Annotated in this window: 12 protein-coding genes; 4 read left to right on the top strand and 8 right to left on the bottom strand. The window is 27.0% G+C overall.

Features of this window, described 5'->3' with window-relative positions:
• Nucleotides 1-260: 260 nt before the first annotated feature.
• The 5 genes from malQ to ACQRD5_RS04450 all read right to left on the bottom strand — a co-directional run bounded on the left by malQ (nt 261) and on the right by ACQRD5_RS04450 (nt 9,575).
• The gene (gene malQ / locus ACQRD5_RS04470; protein ID WP_427746530.1) at nt 261-1,739 is read right to left on the bottom strand and encodes a 4-alpha-glucanotransferase; all 1,479 of its coding nucleotides are present in this window, start codon (nt 1,737-1,739) and stop codon (nt 261-263) included.
• Nucleotides 1,740-2,031: 292 nt separating this feature from the next.
• Nucleotides 2,032-2,580 (bottom strand): phosphatase PAP2 family protein, encoded by a 549-nt coding sequence (locus ACQRD5_RS04465; protein WP_291627605.1) that lies wholly within the window; start codon nt 2,578-2,580, stop codon nt 2,032-2,034.
• A 34-nt stretch (nt 2,581-2,614) separates the two neighbouring features.
• A complete protein-coding gene (locus ACQRD5_RS04460) occupies nt 2,615-3,754 on the bottom strand; it encodes a hypothetical protein (protein ID WP_291627603.1) in 1,140 nt (379 codons plus the stop codon).
• 259 nt (nt 3,755-4,013) lie between these two features.
• Nucleotides 4,014-5,093: a glycoside hydrolase family 113 gene (locus ACQRD5_RS04455; RefSeq protein ID WP_427746537.1), complete on the bottom strand. Its 1,080-nt coding sequence runs from the start codon at nt 5,091-5,093 to the stop codon at nt 4,014-4,016.
• A gap of 390 nt (nt 5,094-5,483) precedes the next feature.
• Entirely contained in the window at nt 5,484-9,575 is a 4,092-nt protein-coding gene (locus ACQRD5_RS04450) for a discoidin domain-containing protein (RefSeq protein WP_427746529.1), read from the bottom strand.
• A 384-nt stretch (nt 9,576-9,959) separates the two neighbouring features.
• On the opposite strand from ACQRD5_RS04450, the gene ACQRD5_RS04445 reads away from it, so the two are divergent.
• Nucleotides 9,960-10,664, top strand: a complete 705-nt coding sequence (locus tag ACQRD5_RS04445; RefSeq protein WP_291627598.1) for an IS1096 element passenger TnpR family protein — start codon at nt 9,960-9,962, stop codon at nt 10,662-10,664.
• Between the two features lie 63 nt (nt 10,665-10,727).
• Here ACQRD5_RS04445 and ACQRD5_RS04440 read toward each other — a convergent pair whose 3' ends face one another.
• Both ACQRD5_RS04440 and ACQRD5_RS04435 read right to left on the bottom strand, forming a co-directional pair.
• Nucleotides 10,728-11,381 carry a vWA domain-containing protein gene (locus ACQRD5_RS04440; RefSeq protein ID WP_291627596.1) on the bottom strand — a complete coding sequence of 218 codons (654 nt, stop codon included), beginning with the start codon at nt 11,379-11,381 and terminating at the stop codon, nt 10,728-10,730.
• Between the two features lie 276 nt (nt 11,382-11,657).
• The gene (locus ACQRD5_RS04435; protein WP_291627595.1) at nt 11,658-12,062 is read right to left on the bottom strand and encodes a GNAT family N-acetyltransferase; all 405 of its coding nucleotides are present in this window, start codon (nt 12,060-12,062) and stop codon (nt 11,658-11,660) included.
• A gap of 274 nt (nt 12,063-12,336) precedes the next feature.
• On the opposite strand from ACQRD5_RS04435, the gene ACQRD5_RS04430 reads away from it, so the two are divergent.
• Both ACQRD5_RS04430 and ACQRD5_RS04425 read left to right on the top strand, forming a co-directional pair.
• Nucleotides 12,337-12,834 (top strand): hypothetical protein, encoded by a 498-nt coding sequence (locus ACQRD5_RS04430; RefSeq protein WP_291627593.1) that lies wholly within the window; start codon nt 12,337-12,339, stop codon nt 12,832-12,834.
• Between the two features lie 119 nt (nt 12,835-12,953).
• On the top strand, nt 12,954-13,133 hold the full coding sequence (locus tag ACQRD5_RS04425) for a hypothetical protein (protein WP_291627591.1): 180 nt from the start codon (nt 12,954-12,956) through the stop codon (nt 13,131-13,133).
• Between the two features lie 88 nt (nt 13,134-13,221).
• Here ACQRD5_RS04425 and ACQRD5_RS04420 read toward each other — a convergent pair whose 3' ends face one another.
• Entirely contained in the window at nt 13,222-14,211 is a 990-nt protein-coding gene (locus ACQRD5_RS04420) for an O-acetyl-ADP-ribose deacetylase (protein ID WP_291627589.1), read from the bottom strand.
• Nucleotides 14,212-15,077: 866 nt separating this feature from the next.
• Here ACQRD5_RS04420 and ACQRD5_RS04415 point away from each other — a divergent pair.
• Nucleotides 15,078-18,701, top strand: a complete 3,624-nt coding sequence (locus tag ACQRD5_RS04415; protein WP_427746528.1) for an NPCBM/NEW2 domain-containing protein — start codon at nt 15,078-15,080, stop codon at nt 18,699-18,701.
• Nucleotides 18,702-18,709 lie beyond the last annotated feature (8 nt).

Below are 18,709 nucleotides of genomic sequence, written 5' to 3'. Positions count from 1 at the left end.
CTTAAAAGGTCCTAATTAATTATTTATAGAAAAATTAGAATTAATTAAATTTTCATAATACTGTAATTTAATATATATTTTAAAAGTATTTTTAAGTTTTGTGAATATTTTATCAACATTTTTTTTTAATAATTTAAACAAAAAAAAATGTAAAACTATTATTTTAGATACTTTAATCCAAAGTATATTAATAATTCTACATTTTCATTATTTATTTTATATTATGGCATAACACCCTTATAGGAGATTATTTTATATATCTAACATCTATTATATAACTTAGTTAAATCATAAATTTCTTTTGCTAATTTATCGTTAATATCACTTTCTTTGGCTCTCCATATCCAGTTTCCTCCTAGTGTTGACGGGAAATTCATTCTAGCCTCTTTTCCAAGCCCTAAAAAATCTTGCATAGTAGTAACTGCTAAATATGCTGTACTAGCCCATACTCCTCTTATTAAACCTCTAGCTATACCTTCTTCGTATGTTAAATTAAGATACTTCTTAGCCTTCTCAATTTCTGCTGTACTTCCTGTTGAATTATACCAACCACATACTGTATCGTTATCATGAGTCCCTGTATAAGCTACACAATTTACTGGATAATTGTGAGGTAAATCCTCGCTATCTTCTCCACCAAAACCAAACTCTAATATTTTCATCCCTGGAAAACCAGTATAATCTCTAAGTTTTATTACTTCCTCTGTCATCATTCCCAAATCTTCAGCAATAATTTTCACCTCTCCAAGCTTATCTTTTATTGCCTTGAATAATTTAGTTCCTGGCCCCTTTGTCCATTGACCATTTTCTGCTGTTTTATCTCCATATGGAACTTCCCAATATGCTTCAAAGCCTCTGAAATGATCTATTCTAACCACATCATATAATTTAAAACTTTCTTTAACTCTATTTATCCACCACTCATAGCCATCTTCTTCAAGAGTATCCCAATTATAAATAGGATTACCCCATAATTGTCCTGTTGCTGAAAATGTATCTGGAGGACATCCTGCTACTGTTATTGGTTTCATATCATCATCTACATTAAAGTATTTAGGATTACTCCAAATATCAGCACTATCTTCAGCCACATATATTGGTATATCTCCTATTATATTTACTCCATTTTCATTAGCATATTTTTTCAAGTTATTCCATTGTTTAAAGAAAAGATATTGAATAAAGATCCAATAGTTAATTTCATCTGAAAGTAATCTTTTATAATGATTTATAGCTTCTTTTTTTCTAAGCCTAATATCATCATCCCAATTATGCCAGCTAACTAAATTAAAATGATTCTTAACTGCCATATATAAAGCATAATCTTCTATCCAAATATTATTTTCATCTATAAATTTCTTCAATTCTTTTTTATACTTTCCTTTTGACTTCTCATAAGCAATTCTAAGAACTTTATTTTTATTTATAAATAATTTTTCATATTCAACAGCTTCTTCTTTACTCCCATAATCTAAATTTTCATAATCACCTTTGTTTAGTAAGCCTTCTTCTTCTAATAATTCCAAATCTATAAAATACGGATTACCAGCAAAAGCTGAAAAACATTGATATGGTGAATCCCCATATCCAGTTTGTCCAAGCGGTAATATCTGCCAATATTTTTGTCCACTTTTCTTTAAGAAATCTATAAATGAAAAGGCTTGTTTTCCGAAAGTACCTATTCCATACTTTCCAGGCAATGATGAAATATGCATTAATATTCCACTACTTCTTTCCATAATAATTACCTCATTTCTGCTAAAGCTAAATACTTTATATATATTATTATCATAACATTTTTACAAGATATTTACAAAACCCTTTTTTATGGTATTATTTGTGATTATTAGATTTATAATGTTCCTTCTATTAATACACAAATATTATTTGTATTATTCTTCTTTAAATTTATTGCATCAAATTACTTTTTTGTCTTTTTCTCCAATAACTAATTTTTATTACATAAATAATAAATATATTAAAAAAATAGTTAAGATCCCAAAATATCTTAACTATTCTATAAATATTATACTAATTAGTTAATAGTCTTTCATTTTTACTTTTATCCATAACTTTAATAGTTAGTAAACTACATGCAACTCCAAGTATTATTCCAACTAATATATCTGATGGATAATGAACAAAAAGATATAACCTTGAAAAAGCAATTAAAGCTGCTAAAAAATAAAATAAATAATTCCACTTTTTAAAGTAATATCCTAATACTGTAGCTGCTGCAAAAGATGATGCAGTATGTCCAGATGGAAATGAAAATGATGATGGTGGATTTATTATTATACTTATATCTGGATATGTTATAAAAGCTCTTGGCCTTTGTATTATATTTTTAACTATTCCTTCACCTAATAATGATGTTATTAATAAAGCTATTAGTAAAATAAATCCAACCTTTCTATACTTCTTTACAGTTAATAATATTAATCCTATTACTATCCATATAAATCCTTTATCTCCCAAACTAGTTATAATCACCATAAGCTTATCCATAAATAGATTTGAAAAATTATTCCTAATAAAATGCAAGATATTTATATCTAATTTATTAATTAATTCAAACATATTTTCCCTCTTAATGAATGTCTTTTTCTTTTTATTATGCTTTTACTTTATTATTAGCAATCTCCATTAGCTCGTATTCACTTTCAATCTCACTTTCATAAGGATATGTAGAGCTAATTTCCTTAAATTTATTTTTAATTTTCTCAGCCTTATTCTTATCCTGTTCAACAAGGAGGGCATAAACATATTCAGTACGTAAAACAGAAGGAAACTTTTTCATAGATTGCATAAATTTCTTTTGCTGCTTATTTAGTAATGAATCTATTTCTTCTTTGCTATTTCCAGATATAGCTTTACAATAAATTTCATCACATATCATAAGATTTCTGTGCATTCCAACCATTGCTGTATCCATTCCAAGAAGCCTATGTATTTCCTTCTCTGCTTCATCAAATTTATGTTTATCCATTAAATAGTTACAAACAAACACAGCCTTTGAAGCAATAATACTATTATTCAATTCTTCATCTTTTGGCTTTAAAAATAAATTAGCAGGCATATTTTTTAATCTTACCCCTTTTGAAAGCAATCCATTTACTTTCATTTGTACCCAAAAGGCTTTTAAAGCAGAACTATTTTTCCCTAAGGATAATGCATTATACCCATCATTGTCTATAGTACCAAATTGCATTGGTACACCATTAATAATGGCAAAAATAATTCCAACGATTGAAAGCATCAGTAAAAAAATAGATACGATCCTAATATTTGTCCATAATAGATAAAATCCTAAAAATATATATGAAGCAATAATATTCATTATTAATCCACCTAAATTATAAAGTTTATATGGAATTTTTCCATCTTTAAATTCTGGTGGAAGCATCAAACATTGTCCACCTGTGCCTGCCAAAGAAAGCTTCTTTAATTTTAGCTTACCATTTTCTTTTATCCACATAAAATTAAAAATTCTGAATGAAGAAAACTTATATCCACTTAAAAGCCCACCAATCAAATGTCCACCTTCATGAATAGCAATCTGAATAATAATTGCTACATAAATACAAAACATCAAAATAATTATCTCAAATAAAATACTTAAGGCTCCACTTCCACTAGCTTTTATAGCTTGTATATATTGGCCAAGTAAAGTCCCGAAAATATACATAATAATCATAATAAAGATCATTGAAATGTATTTTGGCCACTTAAACTTTCTTTTCTCTTTTCTCATATAATCCCCCATAATATTGTTATATAGTATTAATTTATGTAATGCTTTAATAAATAAAACATATAATATTATTTTCTACATTAATATAATATTACCATAAAACCTATATATAATAAATATTAATAGTGATTGTTTGTTATTGTTAGTTTGTATTGTTTTTTAATAAATAATCCTCCCCAAAACACATGTTAGTGTAAAGTTTTTACACTACTATTATAAAATTTTTTTCAATAAAAATATAATCATTATTTAGTTTGAACTATTTATCTTCTGAATTAAACCAATTTCTTATAACTTCAACAGTTTCTTCACTTGGATAATACATTTTATCTTCGTCTTTATTTCCTACTGCAAAAATAGAAAATCCTAAAAACCATGGTTCTGATTCATAAACCCTTCTATATGCTTCAAAGCAGTTAGCTTGTTCCTGTGGGTTTACTTCTTTAGATAAATAAGGATTCCAAGGTTCTACAGCTGCTTTAGTTGTTCTTGGAAATCCTAATTCTCCTAAGAAAATTGGCTTATTCCATTTATCATAAAAATTCTTAACTTGCTCCTTAATATTTTGTTCTCTTTTATATCTTTGTGATAAACTTAAAGCACTAACAAGATTTTCCACTGTGTTAGTGTCATTATCAGTTAGCTCAAAATAAGAAGAAATAGAAATAAAATCTACCTTAGAAAATATTTCATTATTTAATTTATTATTATACTTTTCATTTAATTCATCAACTTGCTTTTTAGTAGCTTCATCCTTCCAATTAGCTGTTGTCCAAAAGCTTGTCCTGTATGTTATTAACCCTTTATAGTAATTTCTGGAGAAATCAATTAAATCACAAAATTCTTCTTCCATATCTTCTAAATAATTAAAACCTGTTGCTATGTTAAGTGCGTCTACTCTATAAGGAATAGCAATTTCATCTATTAAAGGCTTAATAGCGTTATTCTTCCAATTAGTAAAAAACTCTTCTTTATTACTTGGGTTAAGCTCAGTTTCATAAGCACTTCCATTTGCAATCCATGGATATGGTTCTAATATAATATTTATCTTCTTACCTTTAAGCTTTTTCAATAAAATCTTCGCTCTTTCTAAACTATTTTGATCTATACTTACATCACTTGATGTTATATCATCAATATTAATAACAACTGGTAGATTTATTGTATTTAGCCCTAGAGTTTCTATATCACTTATAGCTTGTTCAACACTATAATCTGTTGATAAATTTCCTGACTTTATCTTTTCACTAAACTCACTATTTAAAGTTTTTCCTTCTCTCTTATTTAAAAATTCATTAATTTTACCTCTAGTATTATACGTAAATTTAATTTTTGGCATTTTATTTACTATCTCTATTGCTATTTCACCTATTTTATCTCTATAAATGTAAGAAAATCCTATTACACTACATAAAATAATAACTCCAGCAATTATTCTAACAATTAAGTCTTCTTTTTTTTCTTGTTCTTCACTTTTCTTTTTATTCATAGCTTACCCCTTTATGTAAATTTATTGTAATAATAACAAATTTATCTTATCACAAAAGTAATTCTGCTTCAATTCCACCGCATATTATTTACACATTAACCTGAAGATATCATTTTTAAAAAGATTTTTTCTGTGAAAAGCATCAATATTTGCTCCTAGAAAAATAATCCCCCTAAAGCTAAACTTTTTATAAGTTTATCAATAGGAGGATTTTATATATTTAATTTATTGTTTTATTTTTTATTCATTACGATAAAAAGAATTTACCTTTGCAGTGTTCTTTGCGTATGCCTCAAACTCTACTATATGATCAGATGTAGCACCATTTTGATTTCCATTTACATATATACGTATATATCTAGCTTTAACTGGATTGCTTAATTTAATATCTTTACCAGCTGCAGTTTCTACATATAATGTATCAGTTCCTACTCCAAGGTTGTGTACAGTTCCAGTTGTATCTGAATTGTATACTATATTTTTAGTAGCAAAATTTACATCATTGCTAAGTGCAATTACTGTTGGTCCATAAGTTCTTCCATCAACATAACGAATCATATTTAATTTATCTATTTCATATTCTGCCCCTAAATCAATTTGAACATATCTTGAATGACGTGCTCTATCAGCTGTATCAGTAAGCTCCATATAATTTGATGTATAACTCTTATTTCCATCATTTAAATAACTGAAAGGTCTATCAGTTTTTTCTGCAACTACTTGTGATTTTGTTACATCATATGCACTTACTGCAACATTAGAATTATTACTTCTTGCTACTATGTTTTCATAGCTAGGAGCTAAGTCTTTTACTTCATCAAATGCTAGTGCCTTATCTAAAACAGTTACATAATTTGCATAACCAGTTAATCCTTCTCCAAATATAACATTATTCTTAGATATAACTGGATTTGCTTTTGTTTTATCATATTTTGAAGCAACAAGTTTTCCATCAATATAAAGCTTAAGCATTCCATTAACTTCTTTTACTGCTGCAAATTGATGTTCCTTATTATCTGCAATTAATCCCTTTACACTTTCATTTACTTCACCATTAACAATTGTTTTCTCAGTATATTTAGAATTTACAGTTACTCCATTTAATGAGAAGTTTAAGTAACCTTCATTATCTATAGATACTACATAACTTCCTTCTTGACGTACTATTTGTGCATTTTTAGAATCTGTCTTAATTATTCCTGCAATAGAGAATCCTTCTTTTCCATCAATAGAATAATTTCTTCCCTTATTAATAGCAGTACCATCTAGATTCTTATTAACAATGCTTGTAACAAAACCATTTTTATAATAATCATCTATAGCTTCTGTATTTGTTACATTACCAGCAATATCTTTTATTCCATTTACTATAACTTTAAAGTTACTTGTATCTGGAATTTCATTTGCTAATGTAACCTTAACTGTTCTTAAATCTTCTTTAAGAAGCATACTTTCAACTGAATTACCTTCTACAGAAATAGTATTGTTTTCAGGAGTACGAATTGTTTCATTAAATTCAACTTCTAATACTTTCCCAGTTGCATGTACTGAATCTATAGTAGCACTTTGTGTATCTTTTGCTCCATATTGCATAATTAATGTTTCTTTTGGTTGTAATGTGTAAGTAACTTGTTTTCCATATTTCATAATATCATTATTTTGATATTTGTTTATATCTCCAATAACTACTTTCCCATATAAGTTATCTGTTCCTTCATTAACACCAATTAACCTATCATAAGTTATAGTAATTGTTTTTTCTACATCTGATGGATTTCTTAAAGAAACAATACCTTCATTATTATTCCAGCATGAATATCCATAAATATATCCATTGTTTGGCTTTCCACCAATCATTTTTGATTTTTGTAATATATCAAAATTATCTTCAATCCAATTTGCAGCTTCTGCATTAATATCCCATTTATTATCATTAAACATATTATAACTATAGTAATATTCCCAGAATGCTGTTCCTCTAGTTCCTAACATATACAGATATTCTCTTAATTCACTATCTGTAAAGCTAATTGCACTTCTATTTTTTCCTTCATGTGTTCTATTTCCATAAACAGGATCATGATTATAGAAATATTTAAATGGTAATTGCCATTGACGTTCTTTTACAAATTCATAATAAGAATTATCTCTGTAAGTAAGCATTTGTTGCTCATCCGTAGAATTATATTTCTTTGTAAAATCTACGTCAGCTGTATTTTGCATCCAAACACTATTTACCCATTGTAGATACCATGGACTAGGATTTACATAAGAAGTCATGTTAATCCATAAGTCTTTTCCGCCTCTTTGCTGACGCATTTTTTCATACATATCTGTCCAACGTTCATAAGTTTCTGTAATTGTATATTCTGGCTTTCCTGTTACATAGTACTCGGATGCTTGTGTGGATGGATTTAATAACATTCCATCAAGCTTCCAATAGTTAATATTAAATTTATCTTGATAATTTAAAAATACATCATTTAATAATTTATTTACATATCTGGCATCTGAAATATTAATATCATTTCCTGATTGAGCATTTACAGAACCTAAATTATTATTAGCTATCCAATTGGCAATAGTTGTTTGAGTTCCATATCCTCCACGAGGTCCAAGCCATAAACCAAAATTAGAGCCTAATTGTTCTACTTGTAAACTAGAATCATATAATTGATTTGGGAATTTATTGTTAAAACCCCAGAAAGAGCTATAATTTACCCATCCATCATCTACTACATAAGAATCTAAAGGATTAACTCCATGTTGAGTAAAACCTTTTTCTACTTCATAGAAGCTTTGCTTAATATTTTGTGCTGAAATATCCTTCATATGATCAAACCATGAATTATATTGTTGACGGAACTTTGTTTCTACTGCAATAGTTTCAATGTATTCGTAAAAATCACTTTGTACAACATTATACTCTTTACTTCTTGCAGCTCCTAGGATTGCTGGCCAAGTTGTCATTTTTCCTGCTACATTGTTATCATTATATTCAAATTTTGTATCTTTTTCTAAAGACTTACCATAATGATAACGAATAAATCCATTGTTGTTTCTAATTTTATTTTCAGTTTGTGGAAATTCACATCCAAAATACATAGCACTTAAATAAAAAGGTTGTCCAAGCTCAAGGTAATCTCCCTTCATGCCTGCCATCCATGCATTATTGCTTTGCTCTGGAATTGTCCAATATTCATTAGCTTTTAAATCTGTACTATTTATATTCATATTTTCTAAATCAATATAATCAATTTTAGCTTTATCTGCCTTTCCTTCTGGCACAGAAATCTCTAAATGCTTACGCATAAAAGATTCTCCATGATACATTGTAATAACTTCGTTAATTGTATATTCTACTCCACGAACAGTTACTGGCTTAAATTGAAAAGTTAGAGTTTTTCCGTTTTCTATATCTTTTTCTATAGGTTCTCCCTTTAGATATAAAGCATTACTAGTTATTTTAGTGAATGTTGTTCCTAAATTAACAGTTTTATCTTCATAGAAGTCAAACTCAGAACAACATGCTACATTTTTATTTACATTAATATCACTAGGATCATATCCTTCAGTAAATTCTATTCTTATAAATTGTGTTGTAACTCCGTCTCCATCTAGGTTTATATAGTTTTCTTTAATATCTTGAAATGTTCCAGTGTAAGCAGGTGTGGTAGCCCTTCTTAAGTTTTCCATAGTATCAGCTGCATATATTTTGAAAGATTTAACATGTCCACTTACAGTAGGATTACCATTAGCATCTACTCTTTGTTGATATCTTATAGACTTAATATTTTTTACTTCTTTTAAATCAACATAAATATTATGTGGATATTTAAGTTCATTTTCCGAAGCATTAACATATTTTGAGTGATAGTATGTATTATTATTACCATCAAACATTTTAGCAGCACTTCCATTAGTACCTTCATTTGTTGCAACACTATCAGATTCAATAGCCCATCCATTATTAACTAATTTTTGTGTTGGTCGAATATAACTTTCTCCTGTATTTCCATTGTCTAAAGTATTAATAACAAATTCTTCACTACCTGTATTAGGTGTAAATACAGTATCACTTCCATTTGTACGATAGTTTGTAATATTTTCAGTTTTTAATTTACCGTCTGCAACACTAAATGACCTTTTAATTAAATCATTACCAAAAGTATATATGTTTCCATTCCTTGATAATGAAACTGCATTTGATGGCTGTACTACTAAATTTTCAGCAGCTTGTACCTTAGTGGCATTTAAAGGAAAACCTACAGTTAACCCAATGCAAATAGATAGCAGTGTAGCTAAACCTTTATAAATCCCCTTTTTTTTCATATTATCTCATCCCCTTTATTATATTTAAATTAATAAGCAATTAACTTATATAATTTATTTTTTAATATTTAAATATGCGTTATTTGATAATAAAAGCCCTATTGAATTTTGCACCTAATTATTAATATTAGAAATTTAGTAAACAATTACATTTTTTTTAATGATTATATAGCATATAAAATATTTTGTATTTGTATAAATTAGTATGTATTTTACACTTTTTTTTATTAACTTTAATATAAACTTTATAATAACTATATTTATGATTAAAAAATGATTTATTATTTACCAAACTATTTTCTACTCTTTAGTAAATGATTATAATAAAAATATAAGATATTATCTTATGATATATAAACTATATACAGAAAGTGAGGTAAATTTATGGTATCTTCAAAAAATAAAGGAAAATGCTATTTATGTAGAAAAGAGTTTACTAAATCAGGCATGGTTAAGCATTTATTAAGCTGTAATAATCTTGGTAATGGAAAAACAAAATACTTTTTACTTAGAGTAGAAGATATTTATGATAAAAATTATTGGCTTTATTTGCAAGTAAAAGCTACCACAACTTTAGATGCATTAGATGATTTTTTAAGAAATATTTGGCTTGAATGTTGTGGCCACCTAAGTTCTTTTAAAATTGATAATACTATTTACGATAAAGTTCTTAGTGATGAGGATATATACCTTTTTGATGATTTTGATGTTAATGAAGAAATGAGTAGTTTTAAACTTATTGATGTTATAGAAAAAGGCTCCACTTTTACTCATGAATATGATTTTGGAAGTACTACTACATTAAAAATCAAAGTTGTAGACAAATATACTGGAATTAATTCATTGGAAGATATCTCTTTACTAGCTAGAAATAATAAAAAAGAATTTATTTGTGAAAAATGTGAAAAAGATGCTACATATTTTCTAACTGACTACGAATATTCAGATTATCAACTATTATGCGATGATTGTATAAAAAATTTATCTGATGATGAAGTTGAAGAAACTTTATTTATAAAAATAACTAATTCTCCACGTATGGGTATCTGTGGTTATACAGGAGAAAATGATGTTTACGAGTTAGAATAATATTTTACTTGATAAAATTAATGTCTATTTCATTAATTTTATCAAGTACTTTAGCCTTAAGTTTTACCTTTTTGCACCACGTTTTTTATAATCTTTATCTATTTTATCTTTCCAATTTTTATTTATAGCCTTATTAGCTCTTATAGAACTTACAGTTTCACTTATTACTTCATAATTAAGCTTAGTTCCTTCACTATCACAGTTGTAATTAGTTGCTCTATCCTCTGATATTCCTATGCTTTCTGCTGCTTTTACAGCATCAATATTTGCTCCTAGAAAAATAAACTCCCATCCAAATTCTTTTTTCTTATCTTCTATCATCCTCTTTATTTTTTCATAATTATATCTTGTACTTGAATTTTCCATACCATCTGTAGTTATTACAAATAAAACTTTACTTGGTCTTTCAGCTTCTAAAGTATGTTTATGAGCATTTTCTATCTTTTCTATAGTTCTTCCTACAGCATCTAATAATGCAGTTGTACCTCTAACATAATACTCTTTTTCTGTTATAGGAGATATTCCTTTAATATTAATTCTATCATGCAATAACTCATACTTATTATCAAATAATACAGTTGTTATAATAGCTTGTCCCTCTTCTTTCTTTTGTTTTTCAAGCATTGAATTAAAGCCACCTATAGTGTCCTTTTCAAGTCCACACATTGATCCACTTCTGTCTAAAATAAATACTAATTCTGTTAAATTATTTTTCATACCCTTTTCCTCCAATCACCTTTTATGATTTAAGGATAGCATGTTCTAAAAGAACTTTGGTCGCCCCAAAAGCGACACTTTTAAAATGATATAAATATTGTATTCCTTGTTCCGTAGCAAGCTCCAAGTCACCGTCATACAATATTTATATCCTTTTATATTTATGGAAAGCATAAAAGTTGATAAAATTAATTTATCAACTTTTAATTCGCAGTAGTTTAAGATTGTTAATATAAATCTAATCATTAAATTAAAATCTATCTAAGAATTTTTAGTTTATCTAATATAGCCTATAATATTCTTATCTTCTAATTTTTTTAGATTAAATGCTTTATAAAATTTATTATCTACTACATCGTCAATATCAGTTAAAACCAAAAACATTCTCACCTTAGAATATTTTTGTAATATAGATTTAAAAAGATATGTTCCTATACCTCGTTTCTGATACTCAGGGTCAATAAGCAAATCTTGAACCATTAATACATGTTCTCCATCACCAACACATCTAATTATTCCTATTAATTTATTTTCATCAAATACACCTTCAGTGTATAGTGAATTATTAAAAGCCCTTATTAACTTCTCGTCATTTTTTAAATATGCATTCCAAGAATTTTTTCTATATAATTCTTTTACTTCTTCAATGATTGACGAATCAATCTCCTTATAGTTAATCATTCTTCCACCTCAATATTCATATTTCTAACCCACAATTTAATACAATTGCTAATTAATGTATATTTTTATTATATATTTATTTGAGATATAATTCCACAAAATAGAAGTAATATAACTTTTTAAAAAAAATTAGTGTTTTTCAAAACTCAAATAAAACATAGCCTCACATTAAAATACATATAAATGTAATTGGTAAATAGTGTTATAATAATATTAAAAGATATTTAGTAATAGTAATAAAATATATAGTATGTATTTTGTTAGGAGATGTAAAATGAATAAAAAGTTATTTTTGAAATTAGGAGTATTGTTATTATCTCTATTATTTGTTTCATGTGGAAATGATAGTAATTCAGCAGGGGAAGATAATTCTTCTAAAACAAGTACAAGTCAAGCTGTTATCAGCACTGAAAGTTCTCAAGAAGAAAGTATCAAAACCACATCTCCCTCTGTTGAAACTACAGTAGAAAGCAAACTAGAAGATGAGGATGTAAAATCAGATACACAAGATACACCTGAAGAAAATACACAACAAAATGCTAATGAAGAGGTAAAACAAGGCTTAACTGAAGAAGAATACTATATAATAATTAAAGAAGCTAAAAAGCGTCAACAGGATTATATTGATTCTATTGATGATCCTAAAGTTAAACAATCAGTGCAAACCTCATATGCTGCTGCTGTTGCAGAATCATCATTCTTATATATAAAATATCCAGAAGATACTGATACTATAGATGCAGCTCTAAAGAGAGTTCTTAATGGTGAATAATCTCAATATAGCAAAAATTAAAGGCGAGTCTACTTCCACTTGCTCCGTTTCTAGGTTCAAAAATGACTAAAAAAGTTAAAAGCTAAGGTGAATTAAATTTAATTTTGGAGGGATATATTATGAAACAGTACGAATACAAAGTAGAAAAAATCCAAATTGAACTAAAGAGCATATTAAAATCAGATAAGGCCCCATATAACAAGGAGATCGCTGAAAAATTAAATATACTTGGTAAAGAAGGTTGGGAATTAGCAGGTGTAGATGGAACATGGTTTTATTTTAAAAGAGAAGTAGTATAATTTGTAATTTTAATCTATTGGAAATTAAATAAAAGTGGAGGTAAGATTACTCTTATATCCACTTTTTTATTTTTATAATTATTTAGTATTATGAGCCTAAGATACTTTGGTTAAAGTCAAATAGGGCTTCGTTTATTTCAAATATATCGTAGTTTTTATTTTCGATGAAGTATTCTATAATAATATCGAATTTACTGCTATGGGATAGGGCAAATCCTGCTTTTAAAAGTAAGTCTTTTGTTTCATCTAAATTTAGCTTTAAGGCTATAGAAAATGCAATTGCAGTTGACTTACTAGGCTTATAGTTTTTATCATTTTTAATTTTAGAAAAAAGTCTTCTATCGATATTAGCTCTTTTATAAACTTCTACATCATTCATATTCTTTTCATTTATTAAACGTAATAACATCTCTGAAAAAGTCTCATCTATATTATTCATCAAATCTTCAAGGCTTCTATTACTTATAGATTGTATTTCCTCATATTGTACTTCACATTTACTTTCGCATATATAATTTTCACTATATCTTCTTCTTGAATCAGGATGTTCTTCTATATACTTATCATCTATGTACTGCTTTATTGATGAAATTAACTTACTAGATATTAATAATGTATCTTTATCATAAATAACTAAATAAATATTTAAATCATTTTTTAATAAAAATTCACTAAAAACTGAAATAGCAATCTTTATAGCTTTATCCTTTGGATATCCATATGCCCCTGCTGATATTAAGGGAAATGCTACGCTTTCTAATTTATAGTCTTTAGCTAATTGAAGTGAATTTTTATAACAATTTCTTAGTAATTCTTCCTCATTATTATTTCCACCTCTCCATATTGGACCTACAGTATGAATTATATATTTAGCTGGTAAGTTATATCCCTTAGTTATCTTTGCTTCTCCAACCTTACATCCCCCTAGAGTAATACATTCCTTAAGAAGCTCTGAACCTGCTGCTGCATGAATTGCTCCATCTACTCCTCCCCCTCCAAGCAATGAAGTATTGGCTGCATTTACAATTGCATCAACTTTAACCTTTGTTATATCATTACGAATTATTTCAAATGGCATATAAATCTCTCCCCTATATATTTTTCACTCTTTTTATTGTAAAAAGCACCACATAATTTTCCATGTTAACATAATTTTATCATAAAATATTGATTGTTTATTAACATTTTGTTAATATAAATAAGATATGTATATTATATAAATAGTATATGTATTGTGTATAAATTAATAAAAACTACTTTAGATTTCTTTATAGAAAGGAGGATATATAACCCAATAAACCAAGCAAGAAAACTTATTCAAAGTATGTTAACTTATTATGTAATTAAAATTTATATTAGCTAATATATTAAAGAATATCAAAGATTCTTTAAGCTAATATAAAACAATGACTTAATAAATTTTAGAAATTTTCATTCTTTAATAATTATGTAAGTTTATATATATTTGACTATAGTAAGTAACCATAATAAAATATTTTTTCATGCAGTTAATTAAGATATTTAAATATATTATATATCTTTAAGCCATGAATTCTTAATTATATCATCTCTAGTAAATCTTGCTACTTCTTTAGGTATAAACCTCTTTAAGAAACCATGACATATAATCAAATTATTATAAAATAAAAAATACTATTCCTAGCTTTTTCAAAGAAATTAAACTCATTTTTATACTTATACCAAAGTTTAAATGTTTATTAGTCAGTAGCAAATATACATTGATTTTTTTATAAATCTACATATCTAAATAAAACTTACATAACTTAATTTAATACCATTGAGAACATCTAATATTTGTTTCGTTCCTTGTTCTTCTCTATTTTCTGTAATCATTTATAAAAAAATTGTTATGTTTCTTTAAATTGAGAAGATTAATATTCCTATAAGTTAACAAAATTTAAGATTTATACAAGGAGGAATATTATGAAAAATAAAACCATATCATTTTTACTTGCTAGTATTACTGCAGTTTCTATGATTTTAAACCCTTATGCAAGTAATAGTAAAAAAGTATTGGCTGATGAGCTAAATAACGCTTATTCAACTACTTCAGTAGAAAAAAATAAAGATTATTTATATTTATCTGAATTAGAATATGATACTTCTAAGTCAAATACAGCTTACAAATCAATAACTAAAGATACAAACACTAATGGTAGTAAAATTAAATTAGTTGTAGATGGAGAAATAGTACAATTTGAAAAAGGTATGGGAGCTCATGCAACATCAACTCTAATTTATGATTTATCTAATTATTCTAGTGAATATACTAGATTCGTATCTTATTTAGGATTAGATAATTCTATGAAAGGTGGTGGAAATGGCGCTAAATTTACTATTTCAACTTCTACTGATGGAGTAACTTGGACAGAAGTTCACGTTACAGATGTTTTAACTGCTGATAAAGAAGCTGCTTATGTAAATATTGATATATCAAATGCTAGATATCTAAAATTATATGCTCATGATAATGGAAATAATGCTAGAGATCATGCAGTTTATGGTGATGCAAGAATCGTAAAAAAAGATTATGATATATCTTCAGAACAATTAAAAAGTATATTAAAGGTTTCTGAATACGATAATATTTTAAAACAAAAAAGTGTTGAGGAAAATCTAACTCAAAATGAAGACTTAATATTAAAAAGAGCATTTGTAAGTAGAATAGGATATCAAACATTACAATCATTCTATAAATTATCAGAAGATAATAAAGAAGCCTTAAATTGGTTCCTTAATGATAAAGAGGCTTTAAAATTATATATTACAGGTGGTAAAGTAGAAGGTTCATACTTACAATCAATTAATGTTTTATCAAAATTATATAAAGCTTATAAAGAAGACTTAAAGGATTTTACTAATGGAAGCTTATATAAGAAAATGATAATATCTTTAGCAATAAGTCACTCTCAAAACATTAAATTATGGACTGGAGGAGGTCCTACATCTGATGCAGTAACTCGTTATAAAATATATAAGGATTTATATCTAAATAACAAATTACATAATAATGAAATGTTTAAAAACCTACCTGTTGAATTAATGAGATGGGTAATGGACGCTCAAATAGATGATGAAGAAATAGTATGGTTAAATAATCATGCAAGAAAATATCCAAAAGGAAATAGTGCTTATAATTTAGACCCATATCAATATATTAGATATACTTTTGGTTATAATTACAATAAGTCTATTTATTATTCAGAAGAAAATAAAGCCAAATGGAATGATAAATATAATTTAGAAAACATAACTTATGGTGCTACTGGTCACTCAAAATTATGGATGGTATTCGAAGAAGGTGCTGTTTGTGGAGGTATCTCAAAGACTGGTACTAATTTAAATGAAGTATTTGGAATTCCAGCAGCTGTTATAGGTCAACCAGGCCATGCAGCATATCTTGTTTATTCTCAAGATAATCAAGGTAGAGGATATTGGAATATATATAATGATGTTTCAGGTTATACACAATCTGAAAAAGGTGAACGTCTTCCTTTAGGATGGGGATCTACTAATTGGGATTCTTACTATCAAGTAAGTTATATTTTATTATCTCAAGCTGCACTTAATGATTATGATAACTATGTTAAAGCTTTAGAATTAAACTTATTAGCTGATAGTTATGATAACTTAGAAAAGAAAGAAGAAATATATAATAAAGCTTTAGAAATACAAAACTTTAATATGGATTCTATGGTTGGCTTAATAAACACTTATAAAACACAAGATAATAAGACAAGCAGTGATTACTTACAACTTGCTAAGAAAATTACTGATGCATATACATATTATCCATTACCTTTAGTAGACATTTTAAATCTTATTAAAAATAATATAACAGAGCCATCACATATTGTACAATTTGATTTATTAAAGACTAATGCTTTAAATAAAGCTGCTAAGGCTACTTCAGCAGAAAGTATTCAAAGTAATCACTGCAGAACAATGGCAAATAGCTTATTAGGTAAAAACTCAGTTCCATTAGCAAGCTTCTCATTTGATGGTGAAAATGCTAAAAAAATTGTTATAAACTCTAAATATGATGACTCTGAAATAAGAGTTAGATATAGTTTAGATGGTAAAAATAGCTGGAAAGAAACTAATGATCATATTATCAACCTAAGTGAAGAAGAAATAGCTAGCATAAATGAAAACAATGATATTGTGGTTGGCTTAGTAGGTACTGAAGATACTTATACTATAGATATCAAGAAACAAGCAAGTACTAATAATAACTCCTTATATAAGAACGATTTAGAAAATCGTTTAATTGGTAAAACTAATAACTTAGAAATTAGTTTAGATGGCGGTGAAACTTGGCAAGATTATACAAGTGAAATGAGAATTGAAGGTTATAAAGTAACTAAAGTAAGATATAAAGCAAATGGCACATACCTTCAAAGTGATATTGGACAATATACCTTTAATGAAGATACAGATACCGATACAAGAAAATATGTTTCTATAGATAACCTTACTTTAGCAGGATATTCCTCTCAACAATCTACTTCAACTAGTCATGCAGCAAAAAATAGTATTGATGGAACTGCAAATACATCTTGGCATACTTTATTTAATGCAACCAATGATAAAAAGTTTATTACAGTTAAGTTAAATGACATAAAATATATTACATCAGTTGAATATGTACCAGCTGGTGTTAATGGTAGATTAAAGAATGCAGAAATATATACAAGTTTTGATGGAGAAACTTGGGTAAAATCAGGAAGTGCTAGTAATTTAGCTAATAATGGAGATACAAAAACTATAAACTTAGACAAGCCTACAGCAACTAAATATATTAAGGTTGTTGCAACTGGTACTTATGGTAATTATTCAGAAGAAACAAATAAATACTTTAGTGGTAAGATGCTTAACTTCTTTGAAGATAGCACTAAGAAATATTCACCAGAGCCTGTTATTACTTACTCTAATACAGAAGCTACAAACCAAAATGTTACAGCAACTATTGAAGTAGCAGATGGTTGTGAAATAATTGGTGAAAATACACATACCTTTACTGAAAATAAAACACATACATTTAAATATAAAGGTATAGATGGATCTGAAAAGACTGCTGAAGCTACAGTAACTTGGATTGATAAGACTGCACCTGTTGCTACAGTTGAATATGATGTTTCAGAAGATAACACATCTGTAGTTGCTAGATTAGTAAGTACAGATAAAGAGCTTATAAATATTAATACTGAAAATGGTGTTAAAGAATTTAATAGCGATACTGATTTTGCATTTGAATATAGAGATAAGGTTGGAAATATTGGTAGAACTCCTGTATCTATACAATGGATAAGCCAAAGAACTCAATCAAATACAGTATCTGTATTATTCAATAGCACAAATGCTAGTAAAATAAGTAATCCAGTAACAGTATTTCTTGCACTTAATGACAATTTAGAAGTTGTTAATAATAATGGAAATAAAAACTATACATTTACTAAGAATGGAACTTTTGTATTTAAAATAAGAAATAAAACAACAAATGAAACAAGTCTAATACCAGTAAAAGTAGATTGGATTTTAGAATAAGGATATAA

The organism is Clostridium sp. SGI.024 (assembly GCF_050315195.1).
Taxonomy (GTDB): domain Bacteria; phylum Bacillota; class Clostridia; order Clostridiales; family Clostridiaceae; genus Clostridium.
This window is presented reverse-complemented; position numbering and strand designations above follow the sequence as displayed.

Excerpts from the sequence above, each read along its gene's own strand:
- ACQRD5_RS04415 (WP_427746528.1), top strand. The coding sequence starts at position 15,078 with ATGAAAAATAAAACCATATCATTTTTACTTGCTAGTATTACTGCAGTT.
- ACQRD5_RS04450 (WP_427746529.1), bottom strand. The coding sequence starts at position 9,575 with ATGAAAAAAAAGGGGATTTATAAAGGTTTAGCTACACTGCTATCTATT.
- ACQRD5_RS04465 (WP_291627605.1), bottom strand. The coding sequence starts at position 2,580 with ATGTTTGAATTAATTAATAAATTAGATATAAATATCTTGCATTTTATT.
- ACQRD5_RS04420 (WP_291627589.1), bottom strand. The coding sequence starts at position 14,211 with ATGCCATTTGAAATAATTCGTAATGATATAACAAAGGTTAAAGTTGAT.
- malQ (WP_427746530.1), bottom strand. The coding sequence starts at position 1,739 with ATGGAAAGAAGTAGTGGAATATTAATGCATATTTCATCATTGCCTGGA.
- ACQRD5_RS04435 (WP_291627595.1), bottom strand. The coding sequence starts at position 12,062 with ATGATTAACTATAAGGAGATTGATTCGTCAATCATTGAAGAAGTAAAA.
- ACQRD5_RS04425 (WP_291627591.1), top strand. The coding sequence starts at position 12,954 with ATGAAACAGTACGAATACAAAGTAGAAAAAATCCAAATTGAACTAAAG.
- ACQRD5_RS04430 (WP_291627593.1), top strand. The coding sequence starts at position 12,337 with ATGAATAAAAAGTTATTTTTGAAATTAGGAGTATTGTTATTATCTCTA.
- ACQRD5_RS04445 (WP_291627598.1), top strand. The coding sequence starts at position 9,960 with ATGGTATCTTCAAAAAATAAAGGAAAATGCTATTTATGTAGAAAAGAG.
- ACQRD5_RS04460 (WP_291627603.1), bottom strand. The coding sequence starts at position 3,754 with ATGAGAAAAGAGAAAAGAAAGTTTAAGTGGCCAAAATACATTTCAATG.
- ACQRD5_RS04440 (WP_291627596.1), bottom strand. The coding sequence starts at position 11,381 with ATGAAAAATAATTTAACAGAATTAGTATTTATTTTAGACAGAAGTGGA.
- ACQRD5_RS04455 (WP_427746537.1), bottom strand. The coding sequence starts at position 5,093 with ATGCCAAAAATTAAATTTACGTATAATACTAGAGGTAAAATTAATGAA.